Annotated in this window: 14 protein-coding genes; 3 read left to right on the forward strand and 11 right to left on the reverse strand. The window is 72.8% G+C overall.

The window, feature by feature from the left end:
* Window positions 1–10: 10 nt before the first annotated feature.
* From ACVHNB_RS23370 to ACVHNB_RS23385, 4 genes are all read right to left on the reverse strand, one after another.
* Entirely contained in the window at window positions 11–2233 is a 2223-nt protein-coding gene (locus tag ACVHNB_RS23370; protein WP_456228931.1) for a glycoside hydrolase family 95 protein, read from the reverse strand.
* Window positions 2234–2492: 259 nt separating this feature from the next.
* Window positions 2493–2990, reverse strand: coding sequence for a hypothetical protein (locus ACVHNB_RS23375; protein ID WP_428956738.1), 498 nt, complete (start codon window positions 2988–2990; stop codon window positions 2493–2495).
* 58 nt (window positions 2991–3048) lie between these two features.
* Window positions 3049–5931: a helix-turn-helix transcriptional regulator gene (locus ACVHNB_RS23380; RefSeq protein WP_456225782.1), complete on the reverse strand. Its 2883-nt coding sequence runs from the start codon at window positions 5929–5931 to the stop codon at window positions 3049–3051.
* A 100-nt stretch (window positions 5932–6031) separates the two neighbouring features.
* Window positions 6032–6664: a CGNR zinc finger domain-containing protein gene (locus tag ACVHNB_RS23385; protein WP_428956736.1), complete on the reverse strand. Its 633-nt coding sequence runs from the start codon at window positions 6662–6664 to the stop codon at window positions 6032–6034.
* 64 nt (window positions 6665–6728) lie between these two features.
* On the opposite strand from ACVHNB_RS23385, the gene ACVHNB_RS23390 reads away from it, so the two are divergent.
* Entirely contained in the window at window positions 6729–7451 is a 723-nt protein-coding gene (locus ACVHNB_RS23390) for a leucine-rich repeat domain-containing protein (RefSeq protein WP_456225783.1), read from the forward strand.
* A 28-nt stretch (window positions 7452–7479) separates the two neighbouring features.
* On the opposite strand, the gene ACVHNB_RS23395 is transcribed toward ACVHNB_RS23390, so the two are convergent.
* The 6 genes from ACVHNB_RS23395 to ACVHNB_RS23420 form a co-directional block, all read right to left on the reverse strand.
* Window positions 7480–8394, reverse strand: a complete 915-nt coding sequence (locus ACVHNB_RS23395; RefSeq protein ID WP_456225784.1) for a universal stress protein — start codon at window positions 8392–8394, stop codon at window positions 7480–7482.
* A 181-nt stretch (window positions 8395–8575) separates the two neighbouring features.
* A complete protein-coding gene (locus tag ACVHNB_RS23400) occupies window positions 8576–8818 on the reverse strand; it encodes a DUF397 domain-containing protein (protein WP_428956733.1) in 243 nt (80 codons plus the stop codon).
* A 95-nt stretch (window positions 8819–8913) separates the two neighbouring features.
* Window positions 8914–10089 (reverse strand): thiolase domain-containing protein, encoded by a 1176-nt coding sequence (locus ACVHNB_RS23405; RefSeq protein WP_428956732.1) that lies wholly within the window; start codon window positions 10087–10089, stop codon window positions 8914–8916.
* On the reverse strand, window positions 10086–11150 hold the full coding sequence (locus ACVHNB_RS23410) for a thiolase domain-containing protein (RefSeq protein ID WP_456225785.1): 1065 nt from the start codon (window positions 11148–11150) through the stop codon (window positions 10086–10088). The genes ACVHNB_RS23405 and ACVHNB_RS23410 overlap by 4 nt, the downstream gene beginning before the upstream one ends.
* Window positions 11151–12116: a Zn-ribbon domain-containing OB-fold protein gene (locus ACVHNB_RS23415; protein WP_456225786.1), complete on the reverse strand. Its 966-nt coding sequence runs from the start codon at window positions 12114–12116 to the stop codon at window positions 11151–11153.
* A gap of 228 nt (window positions 12117–12344) precedes the next feature.
* A complete protein-coding gene (locus ACVHNB_RS23420; protein WP_456225787.1) occupies window positions 12345–13145 on the reverse strand; it encodes a crotonase/enoyl-CoA hydratase family protein in 801 nt (266 codons plus the stop codon).
* A gap of 184 nt (window positions 13146–13329) precedes the next feature.
* On the opposite strand from ACVHNB_RS23420, the gene ACVHNB_RS23425 reads away from it, so the two are divergent.
* Together ACVHNB_RS23425 and ACVHNB_RS23430 are read left to right on the forward strand one after the other, a co-directional pair.
* Window positions 13330–14949, forward strand: a complete 1620-nt coding sequence (locus tag ACVHNB_RS23425) for an acyl-CoA synthetase (RefSeq protein WP_456225788.1) — start codon at window positions 13330–13332, stop codon at window positions 14947–14949.
* A 71-nt stretch (window positions 14950–15020) separates the two neighbouring features.
* On the forward strand, window positions 15021–15803 hold the full coding sequence (locus ACVHNB_RS23430; protein WP_456225789.1) for a GNAT family N-acetyltransferase: 783 nt from the start codon (window positions 15021–15023) through the stop codon (window positions 15801–15803).
* Window positions 15804–15831: 28 nt separating this feature from the next.
* Here ACVHNB_RS23430 and ACVHNB_RS23435 read toward each other — a convergent pair whose 3' ends face one another.
* Complete coding sequence (locus ACVHNB_RS23435; protein WP_428956726.1) at window positions 15832–16668, reverse strand: alpha/beta fold hydrolase; 837 nt, start codon at window positions 16666–16668, stop codon at window positions 15832–15834.
* Between the last annotated feature and the right edge of the window lie 22 nt (window positions 16669–16690).

Consider the following 16690-nt stretch of genomic DNA (forward strand, 5'->3'; position numbering starts at 1 on the left):
CGGGGCACGGTCAGTCGAAGACGTACCGGCGTCCGGCCACGGCCTTGACGGTCTTCTCCCCGAACAGGGTGCTGCGCAGGGTCAGTTCGCGGGTGCGGGCGGCGGTGACGACGATGCGGGTGGCGCGGCCGCCCTGCCAGTCGATGTCGACGGTGGCGCCGCCGCGGGCCCGCAGTCCGCGCACTGATCCGTCGGGCCAGCTCGCGGGGAGCGCCGGCAGCACCTCGATCACGTCGAACTGGCTCTGCAGCAGCATCTCCACGACGCCGGACGTGGCACCGAAGTTGCCGTCGATCTGGAACGGCGGGTGCGTGTCCCACAGATTCGGCAGGGTGGACGCCTTGAGCTGTTCGGAGAGCATCTTGTGCGCGTGGTCGCCGTCGCGGAGCCGCGCCCAGAAATTGATCTTCCAGGCCTTGGACCAGCCGGTGCCGCCGTCACCGCGGGCGGTCAGCGACACCTTCGCGGCGTCGGCCCAGGTGCTGTCGGGCTCGATCTGCCGCCCGGGGTGCAGGGCGTACAGGTGCGAGACGTGCCGGTGGTCGTCGGTGGGGCTGTCGAGGTCGGTCTTCCACTCCTGGAGCTGCCCCCAGAATCCGACCCGCAGCCCGGGATCCAACTCGGCGAGGGTGTCGGCCAGTTGATCGCGGAAGGCAGGCGAGTCGCCCAGCGTCCGCGCCGCTTCCAGGGTGTTGGTGAGCAGGTCGTGGACGATCTGCTGCGACATGGCGGCGCCCGCCGTGAAGTCGCCGTGCTCGGGGGAGTAACTCGGCGTGACGACGAGGGTGTTGTCGCGTGGATCGGTGCGCAGGTTGTCGATCCAGAACTCGGCCGCGGACTTCATCAACGGGTACGCGGTGGTGCGCAGGTAGGCGGTGGACCCGCCGAAGCGGTAGTGCTCGTAGAGCTGCGCGGTGAGCCACGCGGCGGCCTCGGGGAACCAGAAGGAGGTCGACCAGTCGTGCACGCCCGTGAAGCCGTACGGGTTGGTCTCGTTGTGCACGACCCAGCCGCGTGAGCCGAACATCTCCTTGGCCGTGCGTTCGCCGGGGGCCCGTAGCGCCGTCACGAAGCGGTCGTACGGGGCCGTGGTCTCCGGCAGGTTGGCGGCTTCGGCGAGCCAGTAGTTCATCTGCAGGTTGATGTTGACGTGGTAGTCGGCGGACCAGGGCGGCGTCGTCGACTGGTTCCAGACGCCCTGCAGGTTCGCGGGCAGCGAGCCGGCCCGGGAGGACGCGATGAGCAGGTAGCGACCGTACTGGAAGAAGAGTGCCTCCAGGGCGCGGTCGGCGGGGGTCGTCCCGCCCGTGTAGCGCGCCAGGAGCTGGTCGGTGGGGACGCCGGCGGGCGGCGTCTGGCGGATGTCGAGGGCGACCCGGTCGAAGAGCGCACGGTGGTCGCGCAGGTGCCGGTCGCGCAGCGCCGTGTGGCTCTTCGCCGCGGCCCGGTCGACGGCGGCGGTGACCGCGGCGCTCGGGTCGGGCCCGCGGTAGGCGGGGTAGGTGTCCGCGTAGTCCGTCCCCGCGGCCAGGACGAAGGACACGCTGTCGGCGCCGGTGACGGTGAGGCTGCCGTCGTCGGTCGCGGTGAGCGTGCCGCCGGTGTGCCGGACCCGGACCTGCGCCTCGAACGTCAGCCCGTTGTCGGCGAGTTGCCCCCTCACGGTGATGCGGTCGCCGGTCGCGGTCGCCGTGAAGTCGGTGCGGGGCGAGGTGTAGCGCAGGGTGCAGGTGACGGAGCCGGGGCGGTCGGCGAAGAGACGGCCCGCGAGCACGGAGTCCGGGTGGGAGGCGAAGTACTCCCGCCCGTGGACGGTGTCCCCGTCCGTGTACGCGACCGTGGCGAGGGCGGTGCGCAGGTCGAGGGCGCGCCGGTAGTCGGCCGGGGTCCCGGCGGGGGCGCCGGGGATGTCGAGGCGGAGGTCCCCGAAGGTCTGGTGGGCGCCGTAGCCGATGCGGGCCTGGCCGAGCTCGGCGGCGACGGTGTCGGGGTCGAGCTGCGTCTCCGCGTCGAGCCTTCCCTGCACATCGGCGAGGGCGTCGGGGCGCGGACTGCGCCAGTTGCCGAAGTCGTAGCCGTCCTGCGCGCCGGGACCGCCGGTCCACAGGGTCTTCTCGTTGAACTGCAGCTGCTCCGAGGCGAGGGTGCCGAAGACCATCGCGCCGAGGGCGCCGCTGCCGATGGGCAGGGCCTCGCGCTCCCAGTCCGACGCGGGAGCCTTGTACCAGAGCAGCAATTCATCGGAGGGCTCGGCCTGTGGATCGGCAGCGGCCGCCGATCCGGCGAAAGGACCGAGACCCGTGGCGAGCAGGGCGGCGCCGACGGCCGCACCTTTGACGGTGGTTCTTCGCTTGATGCCGTTGATGACGTTGGTGCCGTCGGTTCCGTCTGTCTCAGAGCGCTCAGGATTCCCAGAAGGCATGCCTCGTGACGCTAGAGGTCCGATGACTCTGCGACAAGGGGTGGGAACGCTCCGGATCGGGCGGCCGGTGTCAGCTCTGCTGGAACAGCTCCGCGGGCAGCGGCTTGAGCAGCGCGTACAGGTCGTCGGTGATCGGACGGTCCCAGGAGGCGATCGTCACGAGCACGTTGTCGCTGCGGTCGAACTGGACGCAGGAGATGCGCGTCTCGGACAGCTTCAGGCGCCGCACGATGAGGAGGTTGTCGCCCTGCATCACCGGGACGTCCTCGACCTCGGTGACCGTGACCTCCTCGTCGTTCTCCAGCGCGATCAGCAGCTGGGCGACCTCGAAGGGGATCTCGCCCTCGGCGGTCTCCCGGGCCGGTGAGCCCTCGGGCAGATTGCCGATGATCATCGCGGGACCACGGCCGCCGAACAGGTCGTAGCGCAGGAACACACCCTGGCAGCTGCCGTCGGGGGCGGGCAGCAGGCCCGCGCCGAGGTTGCCCGGCCAGTCGCCCGGATCCATGGCCAGGACGTCGAAGTCGGGGCCCGCGGGGGTCGCTGCGCGGCGGCGGAGGAAGGACATGCTGTCCATCGTACGTCGCCGGTGGGCGACGGCCCGCCTCGGGGTTTGGCGGACCCGGCTACTCCTCCAGGGCCGCGGCGAGGCCGGTCGGGTCGGTGCCGACCTTGCGGTACACCGACGACAGGAGCCGCACGACGGTCTGCTCGTCGAGACGCAGCTTTCTCGCGATCTCCGCCGGGCACAGTCCGCGCGCGGCGCACCCGGCGACCGCGCGCTCCCGCGCCGTCAGGGTGTCCGTCGCCGCGCCGCGCAGCGGGCGGGGCCGCAGCCCCGCGGCGGCGAGTTCGTCGCGGGCCCGCTCCACGAGGCCGTCCGCGCCGCAGGTGACCGCCACGTCCAGACCGCGGTAGAGCTGGTCGGCGGCTTCCTTGGCGCGGCCCGTGCGGCGCAGTTCCGTGCCGAGGGCGACGAGCGAACAGGCCAGTTCGTATCCCGCCGGTGAGCGTTCGAGGTGGGCGACCGACTCCTCCAGGAGCTTGGCGCGCGGCGCGCCGGAGGAGACCTCGGCGGCGGCGCGCAGGGCCTGTCCGATGGCGGACGGCGCCCCGAAGAGGCGGGCCCGTTCGACGGCGTCCTGGGCGATGGCGAGGGCGCGCTCCGGAGCGTCGTGGGCCTCGGCGCGGGCGAGGTGCAGCTGCCAGGGGCACCAGGCGGGGTTGCGCATGCCGCGGGGGTCGAGCCGGCGTCCGGCCGCGGCGAGCTCGACGGCGGCTTCCTTGGTGCGGCCGAGGGCGAGCAGCAGTTCCCCGTAGACGGTCTGCGCGTCGGGGAAGACGACGGCGGCGGGGAACGGCTCCCCGAAGGCGTACGTCTCCGCCACGGCCTGTGCCTCGGGGACCCGGCCGCGGGCGAGGAGCACCTCGACGAGGGTGCCGACGGCGTACCAGTGGGCCGGGGTGCCGGGTCCGACGCGCTCGGCGAGGCGCAGGCCCGCGCGCGCGAAGTCCTCGGCCTCGGCCAGGCGTCCGCGCCGGTAGCGGACGTAGCCGAGGATCGTGTACGCGAAGGAGAGATGGGCGCCGCGCCAGCCCGCGTGCTCGAAGTCGGCGATGCCCTCGACGAAGAGTTCCTCGGTGCGGCCGGGACGGTCGGCGTAGAGGAAGGACATGGCGACGAGGACGGGGACCTCGAAGCCGCGGTCCTCGTCCGCGGCCCAGCGCAGTCCGCCGGCCAGGGCGCGTTCGGCGTGCCGGATCACGGTGGCGACGGGTTCGCCGCGCAGGGTGGCGTCCCAGGTGCGCAGCCCGATGAGGTAGCGCTCGGTGAGGTCGCGGCCGGTGAGCCGGTCGGCGAGTCCGGCCAGGCGCCGGGAGCGGGCCGGGGACTCGGGTTCGTCGGCGCGGAAGGCGTCCCACATGAACTGTTCGGCCTGCATGCGCAGGCGGACGCGGGAGTCCGTGGTGCGGCGCATCTCGCGGCGGAGGATCTCGGACGCCTCGGCCAGCCGGTCGCTGTGGGCGAGGACTTGGGAGAGCCGGTAGACGATGCCGTGGCGCAGCGCCGGGTCGGTGATGGGCTCTTCCAGCGCGGCGCGCAGATGGTTCACGGTGGTGGCGGGTTCGGTGAGCAGGGAGGCGCTGCCGAGTTCGTAGAGGACGACGGCCCGGTCATCGAAGGGCGGGGGTTCGCGCAGCGCGCGGGCCAGGTAGCGGCGGGCGGCGTCGGGGGCGCCCGCGCGGACGGTCTCGCGTGCGGCCGCGCGCAGTTGCTGCACGACCCAGGGGTCGCCGTCGGGGTGGGTCTCCAGGAGATGGCGTGCGGCGGCCGAGGCGCCGAGCCCCGCGTTGACGACGGTCCATGCGGCCTGGCCGTGCAGGGCGACGCGGACGCCGCCGGGTATGGCGCGGTAGACGGCGGTGGCGATGAGCGGATGGACGAATTCGAGGGTGTCCACCCCGGTGAGGATGCGGGCCGTACGCAGCCGGTCGGCGGCGTCGGCGGCTTCCTCGGAGCCCAACCCGGCGACGGCGGAGGCGAGTTCGGGGGAGATCTCGGTCCCGAGGACGGCGCAGGCCCAGGCGAACCGAACGGTGGAGGCGCCGAGGCGTTCGAGGCGGGCGACGAGACCGCTGCCCTTGACGGCCGCGGCGAGGTCGCGCAGCAGGTGGGCCCCGTTCTCCGTCGGGGCGAGACCGCGGTCGTGCACCTTCGCGGTCAACTCGACCGCCTCGAAGGGGTTTCCGGCGGTGACGGCCCAGCACTCGCGGCAGAACGCGTCGTCGGCGTGCGCGCCGAGGGACTCGCGGACCATCCGGGCGATGGCGGACGCACTGAGCGGTTCGAGGCCGAGAGGCCGGCGACCCGCGCGGCCCGGCAGACCGCGCAGCGCCTCGGCATGGTCGGGGAGCTCCTCGGGCCGGTAGGCGACGACGAGCAGCAGCGGGAGCTCCTCGGCGCGGGGCGCGAACGCGGCGAGCCAGCCCAGGGACTCCGGGTCGGCCCAGTGGGCGTCGTCGAGGACGAGGACCATGGGGGCGCGCTGCACGGCGAGGTGGGTGAGCACCCAGTCGAGGCCGTCGCGCAGGCCCTGCGGGTCGGGCGGCGCCCCGTCGGTGGCGGCGCACAGGCCGAGCGCGGGGCCGACGATGGCGTACCAACTGCCCAGCCGGGCACGGAGTTCGGTCTCGGGCAGTCCGGCGAGCTGGGGCTGGACGAGCTGGCGTGCGACGTGGAAGGCGACGCCCTGTTCCTGTTCGCCGCCGCGTGCGTACAGGACGGTGCAGCCCTTGGCGGCGGCCCGCCTGCGCACCTCGGCCAGCAGGGTCGTCTTGCCGAGTCCGGCGCGTGCGGCGACGGCGAGCAGTGCGCCGTGCGGCCGGTCGGGCGGCTCGAGGCCGGCGGGACGCAGCCCGGCCAGCTCGCCGAGTGCCTCGTCGACAGCGGCGAGCTCGCTGTCGCGCTCAAGCAGCGTCCGCCTGCCCCGGCTGCCGCGCTGAACCATGGCGCACCCCCAGCCGCGGCGGTACGGCCGGCGCGGGGAGCCGGTGCGCGCCACGGTTTCCAGATCTGTCAGCCTACGCCGAACAGTTCCGGCAGGAGTGTCATGTGGCGCTCTGCGTCAGGGAGTTGTGCCGCTCGTGGTGACGGGCCACTCGGGCCCGGTTCCCGCAGGACGGCTTGCACCACTCCTGGCGCGGGTGTTCCTTGAGGAAGTACCGCACGCAGCGCGGCGCGTGGCAGGCGCGCAGCCGCTGCCGGTCGGCGCCGGTGAGGAAGGTGAGTGCCGCGCGGGCGAGCGCCGCGGTGAGCAGGTCGGCCCCGGGTGCGTCGGCGGTGGCCGTCTCCCGCACGCTCGGGGCGTCGTCCCCGTCGGGCCAGTGCAGGACGGGGACGGTGGGCACGCGTGCGGCCGCCGTGTTCAGGCGGGTCAGGGCCTCGGGGACGGGGAGCAGGCGGCGCGCGTCGGCCGGGCTGGGCTCCCCCGGGCGGACGGCGCGCGCGAACAGGGCGCGCACGGCGGCCCGCACCTCACGGACCTGTCGCAGGGTCTCCTCGTCGCCGGTGAAGTCCGGGTCCAGGGGCAGCGTGGCGGAGTGTGCGCGCACCCATGCGGTGAGGCCGTCGGGCGCGAGGAGGTCGTCGGCCACGCCGCCGTTCCCGTCGTGCCGGATGGTGAGGGCGAGGTCGAGGACGAGCCGGGTGCCGTCGGGGCCGGCCGTGCTGATGTCACGCATGACCCTAATGATAGGTTCCCCGTCAACCATTAGCACGGGCGGTGGGGTGCATCGGGAGGGGACCATGCGGGACGGCACGCTCACGTACTGGCGGGCGGGTCTGGAGGCCCTGCCGGAGGAGGTGTGGAGCCATCCCGCACTCGAAGTGCTGCTGCTGCCCGACAACCGGCTCACGCACGTACCCGACCGCATCGGCACCCTGACGCGCCTGCACACCCTGGACCTCGGCCACAACCGGCTGACCTCGGTGCCCGCGCGACTCGGCGACCTCACCGGCCTGACCCGGTTCCTGTATCTGCACGACAACCGGCTCACCGGGCTGCCCGACACGCTCGGCGCCCTCGACCGGCTCGGCTATCTCAACGTGGGCGAGAACCGGCTGACGTCACTGCCCGCGACACTGGGCGCGCTGGCCGGCCTCGTCGAACTGCGCGCCCAGCACAACCGGCTGACCGCGCTGCCCGACAGCGTCGGCGCGCTCGCCGCGCTGCGGGAGTTGTGGCTGCGCGGCAACCGGCTCACGGATCTGCCCGCGCCGGTCCGGCATCTGCGGGAACTGCGGGAACTGGAACTCCGGGACAACGCCTTCGCCACCGTCCCGGAGGCGCTGCGCGACCTGCCCTCGCTGCGCCGGCTCGATCTGCGCGGCAACCGGCTGCGGGACCTGCCCGCGTGGGTGGCCGGGCTGCCCGCGCTGGAGAAGCTCGACCTGCGCTGGAACGACGTACGCGTCGCGCCCGGCCTGCTCGACGAGCTGACCGGGCGCGGGTGCGTCGTACTGCGCTGAGCCTCCCGTGGTCCGAGCCCCCGTCCGCTCAGTCCTCGTCCTGCCCGGCCGGCGGCACGACCGCGACCGGGCTCGCCGCGTGCAGCAGTACGGCGTGGGTGACCGAGCCGAGCATGGGAGCGGGACGGGTGAGGCGGCGGCGGTGACGGCCGACGACGACCAGGTCGGCCTCCCGCGAGTTCTCGACGAGGTGGCCCGCCGCGTCGCCGGGCGCGACGTACAGCTCGACGTCGACCTCAGGGTGAGACTTCCGCTGGGCGGCGACGGCGTCGTTGGCCAGATTCAGCGTCTCCCGCTCGGCGGCCTCCTGGTCCACCGTGGTCGGCGTGAAGTCGCCGAACGCGGACCAGGCGAGGACCGGCCACGGGTAGGCGGCGACGATCTGCAGCCGGGCGCCCGTCCGCGCTGCGTGCTCGAAGGCGAAGCGCAGCGTGGTCTCGTCCGGGTCGTCGGTCTGCAGGCCGACGACGACGCGCGGGCCGGGCGGCACGGGGGTGTCGCCGTGCACCTCGCGGCCCGGTGGCGGCACCACGACGACGGGGCAGGCGGCGTCGCGGGCTGCGGCCACCCCGTTCGAGCCGAGCAGCAGGCTGGCGAAGCCGCCACGGCCGCGTGAGCCGAGCACCAGGAGCTGGGCCTCGGCGCTAATCTCGGGCAGCACCGCTGCGGGCAGCCCGTCACGGCTGATGAACTCCAGGGGCGGCAGCCCCTCGCGTCCCTCCAGTGCCGTGCGTACGTCCCCGACGACGGAGTCGTCGGCGGGTTCCTCGGGCCCGGCGACGAGTACGGCGGGCTGGAGGTAGGGCGCGTACTGCCGCACATGCACGATGCGCAGGTCGGCACCGCGTCGGGCCGCCTCGGCGAGCGCCCATTCCAGGGCGCGCTTGCTGTCGTCGGACCCGTCGACCGCGGCGACGACGGGCAGGGGCTGCGGCGTGCTCATGAGTGGTTCGCCTCCGACACCGGGCACGCTGACGGTGCCCTCATTGACCGGCTGTTCCTGTGGCCAGGCTCGCGCACACAAGAGCCACAGGACAGGGCCGAAGGTCACGTGTCGGAAACCGGGCGGGAAAACGGCGCGTCCGTCATGGCTCCCCAGGTGCGCCGCCCCTTCCCGCGCACCTCTAGGTCAGGTCGAACTCGCCCTCGCGGGCACCGAGGACGAACGCTCCCCACTCGTCCGGCGTGAAGATCAGCGAGGGGCTCTCCGGGCTCCCGCTGTTGCGCATCGCGATGAATCCCTCCACGAAGGCGATCTGGACATCGCCCAGACCCCTGCTGCTGGAGCGCCAGTCCGCCCCGCTCAGGTCCAGGTCCGGCTTGTCCCACCCCATGAGCGGGTGCTGGTCGACGGTGCTCTCGGCCACGTCCGTGCTCCTCCCGGTTCGTCGTCCGTGCGCCAGCCTAGCGATCGGTTCGGACCCCGCACAGGCCACGAAGGTGGCGATCGTTCATCGGGCGATCAACCGGTGGGCGGCTCGGCACCGACGAGCCACATGGCGAAGAACTGCGACCCGCCTCCGTAGGCGTGCCCGAGCACCTTCCGGGCGCCGTCGACCTGGTGCTCCCCGGCCTGGCCGCGTACTTGCAGGGCGGCTTCGGCGAAGCGGATCATGCCGGAGGCACCGATGGGGTTGGTGGACAGGACGCCGCCCGACATGTTCACGGGCAGGTCGCCGTCCAGTTCGGTCACGCCCGACTCGGTGAGCTTCCAGCCCTCGCCTTCGTCGGCGAAGCCCAGGTTCTCCAGCCACATCGGCTCGTACCAGGAGAACGGCACGTACATCTCGACGGCGTCGATCTCCCGGCGCGGGTCGGCGATGCCCGCCTGCCGGTACACGTCGGCGGCGCAGTCCTTGCCGGCCTGCGGTGACACGAAGTCCTTGCCCGCGAAGAGGGTCGGCTCACTGCGCATGGCGCCGCCGAGCAGCCAGGCCGGCGGGCGGGGTGAACGGGCCGCTCCCGCACGGTCGGTGAGGATCATCGCGCAGGCGCCGTCGGAGGACGGGCAGGTCTCGGAGTAACGGATGGGGTCCCAGAGCATGGGCGACGCCTGGACCTTCTCCAGCGTGATGTCGTGCTCGTGGAGATGGGCGTAGGGGTTCTTCAGGGCGTTGCGCCGGTCCTTGTACGCGACGAGGGATCCGACGCTGTCGGGCGCGCCCGTGCGCCGCATGTAGGCCCGTACGTGCGGGGCGAAGAAGCCGCCGGCCCCGGCCAGCAGGGGCTGCTGGAACGGGATGGGCAGGGAGAGACCCCACATCGCGTTCGACTCGGACTGCTTTTCGAAGGCGAGGGTGAGGACCGTGCCGTGGACGCGCCCCGCGATGAGGTTGGTGGCGACGAGCGCGGTCGAGCCGCCGACGGACCCGGCGGTGTGCACGCGCAGCATCGGTTTGCCGACGGCACCGAGCGCGTCGGCGAGGTACAGCTCCGGCATCATGACGCCCTCGAAGAAGTCGGGCGCCTTGCCGATGACGACGGCGTCGATGTCCGCCCACGTCAACTCGGCGTCTTCGAGTGCCTTTTGGGCCGCTTCGCGGACGAGCCCGGCGATCGACACGTCGCGACGGGCCGCCACGTGCTTGGTCTGCCCGATCCCGACGACGGCCACGGGCTCCTTGGCTGTGGTGCTCATCGCTGGTCCTCCCCTTCGAGTACGGCGACCAGGTTCTGCTGCAGGCAGGGCCCGGACGTGGCGTGGGCGAACGCCCGGTGGGAGGCGCCGCGGTGGATGCGGGCGGCGGCCTCGCCGATGCGGATCAGTCCGGCGGCCATGATCGGGTTGGCGGCGAGGGCGCCGCCCGACGGGTTGACGGCGACGTCCTCGCCGAGCCGCAGCGCCTTGCGCAGGACGACTTCCTGCGAGGTGAACGGGGCGTGCAGCTCGGCGGTGTCCGCGGGCCGTTCGAAGGCACCCGCGTTCTCGGCGGCGAGCCGTGTCGACGGCGAGTCGGTGAGGTCGCGCACGCCGAGGGAGTGGGCCTCGATCCGGTGGTCGATGCCACGGATCCAGGCGGGCTGCTCGCACAGCTCCCTGGCCCGGTCGCCCGCGGCGAGGATCACGGCGGCGGCCCCGTCCCCGATGGGCGGGCAGTCCCCGGTGCGCAGCGGATGCACGACGTAGTCACCGTGGGCCACGTCGGCGCCGCGCACCTGGGCGTGCGGGTTGGCCCCGGCGGCCCGGCGGCTGCGGGCGGCGACCCCGGCGAGGGCGGGCTCGTCGGTCTCGCCCGCGTCGATCAGGGCCTGCGCCTGGAGCGCGGCGAGCGCGACGGAGTCGGGCCACAGCGGGGCGACGTAGTACGGGTCGAGCTGCCGGGTCAGCACGTCGCGCACCGAACCGGGCGAGGACTTCCCGTAGGAGTAGACGAGCGCGGTGTCGGCGTCGCCGGTCAGCAGCTTGGTCCACGCCTCGTACAGCGCCCACGCGCCGTCCATCTCCACGTGCGACTCGGAGATCGGCGGCCAGGCGCCGACGCCGTCGAGCGCCATGGTGAAGGAGAAGGCCCGCCCGGCGAGGTAGTCGCTCGACCCCGAGCAGGTGAAGCCGATGTCACTGGTCTTCAGGCCCGTGGTGTCGAGCACGTCGTGCAGGACGGGCATGAGCATCTCCACCTCCGACTGTTCGTCGGTGGTGCGCCGGTGGTCGGTCTGCCCGAAGGCGACGACGGCGATGTCCCGGATCGGCGGCCGCATTCAGATCAGCTCCTTGTACGTGTCGTAGTCGGCGTCCGGTTCGCCGGTCGGCCGGTAGTGGTCGGGGTAGCGCCCGCCCTCGCTCCACACCGGTTCGACGCGCAGCCCCATCCGGACCTGGTCGTAGGGGATCCCGGCGATGCGCCCGTGCAGGGCGAGGTCGGCGCCGTCGAGCGCGATGTGCGCGTAGACGTAGGGCAGTTCGATGTCGAGGTTCTTGGCCTTGACGTTGACGATGCAGTACGTGGTGACGGTGCCGGCCGGGCCGACCTCCACCTGCTCGGTGGTGGCGACGCCGCAGGTGGGGCAGGCGCCGCGGGGCGGGACGTAGACCTTGCGGCAGGAGGGGCAGCGTTCGCCGACGGTGCGGTTGTCCGCGAGGGCGTTGATGTACCGGCTCTGGGCGCCGCCCGGGCTGTAGGTGTAGTCGAGGCGGGCCTGCGCGACGATACCGGTCACCTGGTCCTCGAACTGCCCTGTGTGAGGGGCTACTTGAGGGTCTGCGGCGGTGCTGTCGTCGTCCGGTTCGAAGCAGGCGATGTCCGTGATGGCGCCGACCCGCTCCTCGGCCCAGCGGATGCGGACGCGCTGACCGGTGTGGACGGCGTCCGGGCCGGGGGCGTCGAGGGCGTGCAGCACAGCGGCGTCGGCGCCGTCCAGCCTGACCAGCACCCAGGCGAAGGGCGTGTCGAGGGGCTGGCCGCGGCGGGGCTCGGGGTTCCAGGCCCACGTGGTGACGGTGCCGGAGGTGCCCACCTCGACCAGGTCGCGGATCTCGTCGGCGGTGACGGGGTCGTACTCGACCGGCGGCACGAGGACGCTGCCGCCGGCGGTGCGGACGCCGAGGACCGTGCGCTCGCGCAGACCGGTGAGGAAGGCGCTCTGGACGGGTCCGAGGGAACGGGTGAAGGGGAACTCCACGACCAACGGTGCGCGGAGTACCTCCGGTCGGGGCGTGGTTGTCATCTGGGCTCCTTCAGACGTGCAGGGGGTTGGGGGCGGGGGCTCGTCCGCCTGGTTGCTGTGCGGTGCCGGGAGCGGCATGTTGCGTGCGCACCCTCATGAGGCGGCAGCGGAGCCGCATGCCTCAGGGGCGCGGGGAACTGCGCGATCGGCCCCACCGGCTCCGCGCCCGGCACCGCACAGACACCCGGCAGACGCGTGACCGAACGGCACGGCCAGTTCGGGGAACCTCTACTCCCGCCGGTACACAGGCGGCCTCTTCTCCGCAAAGGCACGCGCACCTTCCTTCGCATCGGCCGTGTCGAAGACCGGCCACCCCCGCTTCAGCTCGGCGGCCAGACCGTCCGCCTCCGTCAGCTCGGCGGCCTCGTACACCGACGCCTTCACGGCCTCCACGGCCAGTGGCCCGCACGCGTTGATCCGCTCGGCGATCTCCAGCGCCGCGTCCAGGGCCGTGCCGTCCGGCACCACCCGGCCCACCAGGCCGATCGCCGCCGCCTCGGCCGCCGGGTACGGACGGCCGGTCAGCAGCATCTCCAGCGCGTGCGTGCGCGGGATCTGGCGCGGCAGGCGGACCGTCGAGCCGCCGATGGGGAACAGGCCGCGCTTCACCTCGAACAGGCCGAACGTCGCCGACTCCCCCGCGACCCGGATGTCGGTGCCCTGGAGGATCTCCGTGCCGCCCGCGACGCAGTGGCCCTCCACCGCCGCGATCACCGGTTTGCGCGGGCGGTGGTGGCGCAGCATCGCCTTCCAGTGCAGGTCCGGATCGGCTTTCATGCGGTCGCGGTACTGCTCGCCGTCCATGCCCTTTCCGGCCAGCGCCTTGAGGTCCATGCCCGCGCAGAACGATCCGCCGGCGCCGGTGAGCACGACGGAGCGGACCGTGTCGTCGGCGTCGGCCTCCAGCCAGCCGTCGTACAGGCCGACGAGCATCGGCAGGGACAGCGCGTTCTTGGCCTCGGGCCGGTTGAGCGTGAGCACGAGCGTCGCGCCTTCGCGCCGCACGTCGAGATGTTCGGTCCCACCCATGACTGCCCTCCAGTCGGCTGACGCCTCAAGACCCCTGGGACCAGAACAGGTTGCAGGAGGGCGCGGGCCAGTTCAAGAGTTTTCTGACACTCAGTCAGATTTCTTGTGCGGGGCCCCTTCCCCCTTCCATCCGCCTCTGCTCTGATGACGGCCACACGAGATGACGCCAGGGTCAGGAGGAGCGGTGGAGTACAACCTTGCCGACCTGTTCGAGTCGGTCGTCGACGTGGTCCCCGACCGCGAGGCACTCGTCTACGTCGACCACCCCGGCACGGGTGCGGAGCGCAGGCTGACGTACGCACAGCTCGACGCGGCGGCCAACCGCATCGCCCACCATCTGATCGACAGCGGGCTGCGCCCCGGCGAGCACCTCGGGCTGCACCTCTACAACGGCATCGAGTACCTGCAGACGGTGCTGGGCTGCCTCAAGGCGCGGGTGGTCCCGGTCAACGTCAACTACCGCTACGTCGAGGAGGAGTTGGTCTACCTCTACCGGGACGCCGATCTGGCCGCCCTGGTCTTCGACGCGGAGTTCACCGAGCGCGTGGCGGCGGCGCTGCCGCGGACGGAGAAGCTGCGGCACCTGGTGCGGGTGGGGACCCCGGCGGCGGACACGCCGCCGCTCAAGGCCGTGGACTTCACCGAGGCCGAGGCGACCGCGTCGCCCGAGCGCGGGTTCGCGCCGCGCTCGCCGGACGACCAGTTCATCATCTACACCGGCGGCACGACGGGCATGCCCAAGGGCGTGATGTGGCGTCAGGAGGACCTGTTCTTCTCGGGGTTGGGCGGCGGCGCACCGACGGGCGAGCCGGTGTCGCGCCCGGCGGAACTGGCCGAGCGGGTGGCCGCGGGCGGCGACGGCATCACTTTCTTCCCCACTCCCCCGCTGATGCACGGCACGTCCACCCTCACGGCCTTCATCGGCTTCAACTTCGGCCAACGCATCGTCATCCACCGCAAGTTCGTGCCGGAGGAGGTGCTGCGCACGATCGAGAAGGAGAAGGTGACGAGCATGTCGCTGGTGGGCGACGCGATGCTGCGCCCGCTCATCGACGCGCTGAACGGACCGCTGAAGGGTACGGACTGCTCGGCGATGTTCAGCGTCTCGTCCTCGGGCGCGATCATGTCGGACACGGTGCGCGCCCAGTTCCAGGCGCTGGTCCCGAACGTGATGCTGCTCAACAACTTCGGTTCGTCGGAGTCCGGCTTCAACGGCACCGCGACGGACGACTCGGGCGCCGGCCAGGGCTTCCGGCTGCGGGTCAACGCCCGTACGCAGGTGGTGGATCCGGCGACGTACGACCCGGTGGCCGTCGGCGAGGTGGGCCGCCTCGCGCAGCGCGGCCATGTCCCGCTGGGCTACTACAACGACCCGAAGAAGACCTCGGAGACGTTCTTCCAGAAGGGCGACGAGCGCTGGGTGCTGCTCGGTGACATGGCGACGGTGGACGAGGAGGGCATCGTCACCGTGCTCGGCCGCGGCTCCCAGTGCATCAACACCGGCGGCGAGAAGGTCTATCCGGAAGAGGTCGAGCAGGCCCTGAAGTCCCACCCTGACGTCTACGACGCGCTGGTGGCCGGCGTGCCGGACGAGAAGTGGGGCAACCATGTGGCCGCCGTCGTCCAGCTGAGAGCCGGCGCCCCCGCCCTCACCCTGGACGCCCTCCAGACCCACTGCCGCAGCCATCTGGCGGGCTACAAGATCCCGCGCCAGCTGATCGTGACGGACCGCATCCAGCGGTCACCGAGCGGCAAGGCGGACTACCGGTGGGCGCGGACCGTAGCGGCCGAATCGGCGCAGTGACAGCAGGTCCGGCGCGGGCCGCCCGCTCTCATGCAGTTGCCGAGCGACGGGCCCGCTGCTGAAGTGGCCGGATGGATCAAGAAGCGGTGCTGGCCCTGTTCGACCGGCAGCTGCGGCGTGCGGCGCGGCCGGACGAGCCGGGGGCGCGGGTCGAGCGGGTCGGCGATGTCGTCCGGCAGGTCGGGCCCGGCGCGGGGTGGAACGGGGTGCTGTGGTCGGGGCTCGACGCGGCGGGCGCGGACGCGGCCATCGCCGAACAGGTGCGGTTCTACCGCGGGTTGGGCGTCGAGGCCGAGTGGAAGGCGTACGGGCACGACCTGCCCGGCGACCTGGGGGCACAGCTGACCGCCGCCGGGTTCGTGGCCGAGGAGACGGAGACCCTGCTCGTGGCGGAGACGGCCGGGCTGCCCCTCGGCGTCGCGCCGCCGGACGGGATCCGGCTGCTGCCCGTCACCGAGGAGGCCCAGGTCGGGCTGGTCGAGCGGGTGCACGAGCGGGCCTTCGACAGCGGCCGGTCCTCGATCGGGCACCAGGTGCGGCAGCAGCTCGCCCACGATCCGGGGACCGTCCCGGCCGTGGTCGCGCTGCACGGCGACGAGCCGGTCAGCGCGGCCCGCCTGGAACTGCACGAGGGCACGGACTTCGCGAGCCTGTGGGGCGGGGGCACCGTGCCCGAGTGGCGCGGGCGCGGCATCTACCGGGCGCTCGTCGCGTTCCGGGTGCGGATCGCCGCCGAGCGCGGGTTCTCGTACGTCCACGTCGACGCCTCGTCGTACAGCAGGCCCATTCTGGAACGGCTGGGGTTCGTGGCACTGGGCACGACCACTCCGTACGTTCTGGGGGCGGCCGGGTAGCCGACGCGGTGACGGCCGGCCCGGCCCGTCAGCCGGCCAGGAACTCGGCCACCCGCGCCACGAAGAACTCCTCGTCGTCCAGCCAGGGGAAGTGCGCGGCGCCCGGCTGCACCACGACGCGGCCCCGCGGGTAGCACTCCGCGGCCTGCCGCGCGAGCCCGGGGCGCGGGCCTCCGTCCAGTTCACCGGCGAGCAGCAGCACCGGGGCGTCGAGCCGGGTCAGGGCCGCGCGCGTCGCGGGCGGGTCGTAGGCGCCTTCGGCGCCGTAGCGCACCTCGGCGCGTTCGTTGCTCTGGTCGTCGGTGCGGGCCGCGTGCGCCTGGGCGCGCTCGTCCCACCGTCCGTAGAAGAACGCGTCGTAGAGGTAGTCGGCGTCGTCCCGGCCGGCGAGCATCTTCTCGTACTCCACGTACGCGGCCTCGAACCATGTCTCGTGGCGCCTCAGCTGCGCGGCGGCGCGCCGGTCCGCCAGGCTCGCCCGCAGGCCCAGGGCCCACTGCGAGGAGGTGACCTGGACGAGCCGCGCGATCCGCTCCGGGTACCGGGCCGCGTACAGGGCGGCGAGGTTGCCGCCCGCCGAGTGGGCCAGGAGGTCCATCCGCTCGAATCCGAGGTGGGCGCGGAGCGCCTCGACGTCGGCGACCTGCCGGTCGCAGCGGTACGTCGCCTCGTCGGCCGGCACCGCGGACTGCCCGGTGCCGCGCAGATCGAGGAGGTACAAAGTGCGGTGAGCGGTGAGTCCGCCCAGGTCCCCGAGGTACTCGGACGCGCGCATCGGCCCGCCGGGCAGGCAGACCAGCGGCGGGCCCGACCCGCGTACGTGACAGACCAGTTCGGTGCCGTCCGGCGCGCTGAACGTGAACATGGCGTGATCATCACAGGCGGGC

Source organism: Streptomyces sp. YJ-C3, from assembly GCF_053891275.1.

What these genes read in the sequence shown, in the direction of transcription:
- ACVHNB_RS23375 (WP_428956738.1), bottom strand. Translation starts at nt 2,990, where the DNA reads ATGTCCTTCCTCCGCCGCCGCGCAGCGACCCCCGCGGGCCCCGACTTC.
- ACVHNB_RS23380 (WP_456225782.1), bottom strand. Translation starts at nt 5,931, where the DNA reads ATGGTTCAGCGCGGCAGCCGGGGCAGGCGGACGCTGCTTGAGCGCGAC.
- ACVHNB_RS23385 (WP_428956736.1), bottom strand. Translation starts at nt 6,664, where the DNA reads ATGCGTGACATCAGCACGGCCGGCCCCGACGGCACCCGGCTCGTCCTC.
- ACVHNB_RS23390 (WP_456225783.1), top strand. Translation starts at nt 6,729, where the DNA reads ATGCGGGACGGCACGCTCACGTACTGGCGGGCGGGTCTGGAGGCCCTG.
- ACVHNB_RS23395 (WP_456225784.1), bottom strand. Translation starts at nt 8,394, where the DNA reads ATGAGCACGCCGCAGCCCCTGCCCGTCGTCGCCGCGGTCGACGGGTCC.
- ACVHNB_RS23405 (WP_428956732.1), bottom strand. Translation starts at nt 10,089, where the DNA reads ATGAGCACCACAGCCAAGGAGCCCGTGGCCGTCGTCGGGATCGGGCAG.
- ACVHNB_RS23410 (WP_456225785.1), bottom strand. Translation starts at nt 11,150, where the DNA reads ATGCGGCCGCCGATCCGGGACATCGCCGTCGTCGCCTTCGGGCAGACC.
- ACVHNB_RS23415 (WP_456225786.1), bottom strand. Translation starts at nt 12,116, where the DNA reads ATGACAACCACGCCCCGACCGGAGGTACTCCGCGCACCGTTGGTCGTG.
- ACVHNB_RS23420 (WP_456225787.1), bottom strand. Translation starts at nt 13,145, where the DNA reads ATGGGTGGGACCGAACATCTCGACGTGCGGCGCGAAGGCGCGACGCTC.
- ACVHNB_RS23430 (WP_456225789.1), top strand. Translation starts at nt 15,021, where the DNA reads ATGGATCAAGAAGCGGTGCTGGCCCTGTTCGACCGGCAGCTGCGGCGT.
- ACVHNB_RS23435 (WP_428956726.1), bottom strand. Translation starts at nt 16,668, where the DNA reads ATGTTCACGTTCAGCGCGCCGGACGGCACCGAACTGGTCTGTCACGTA.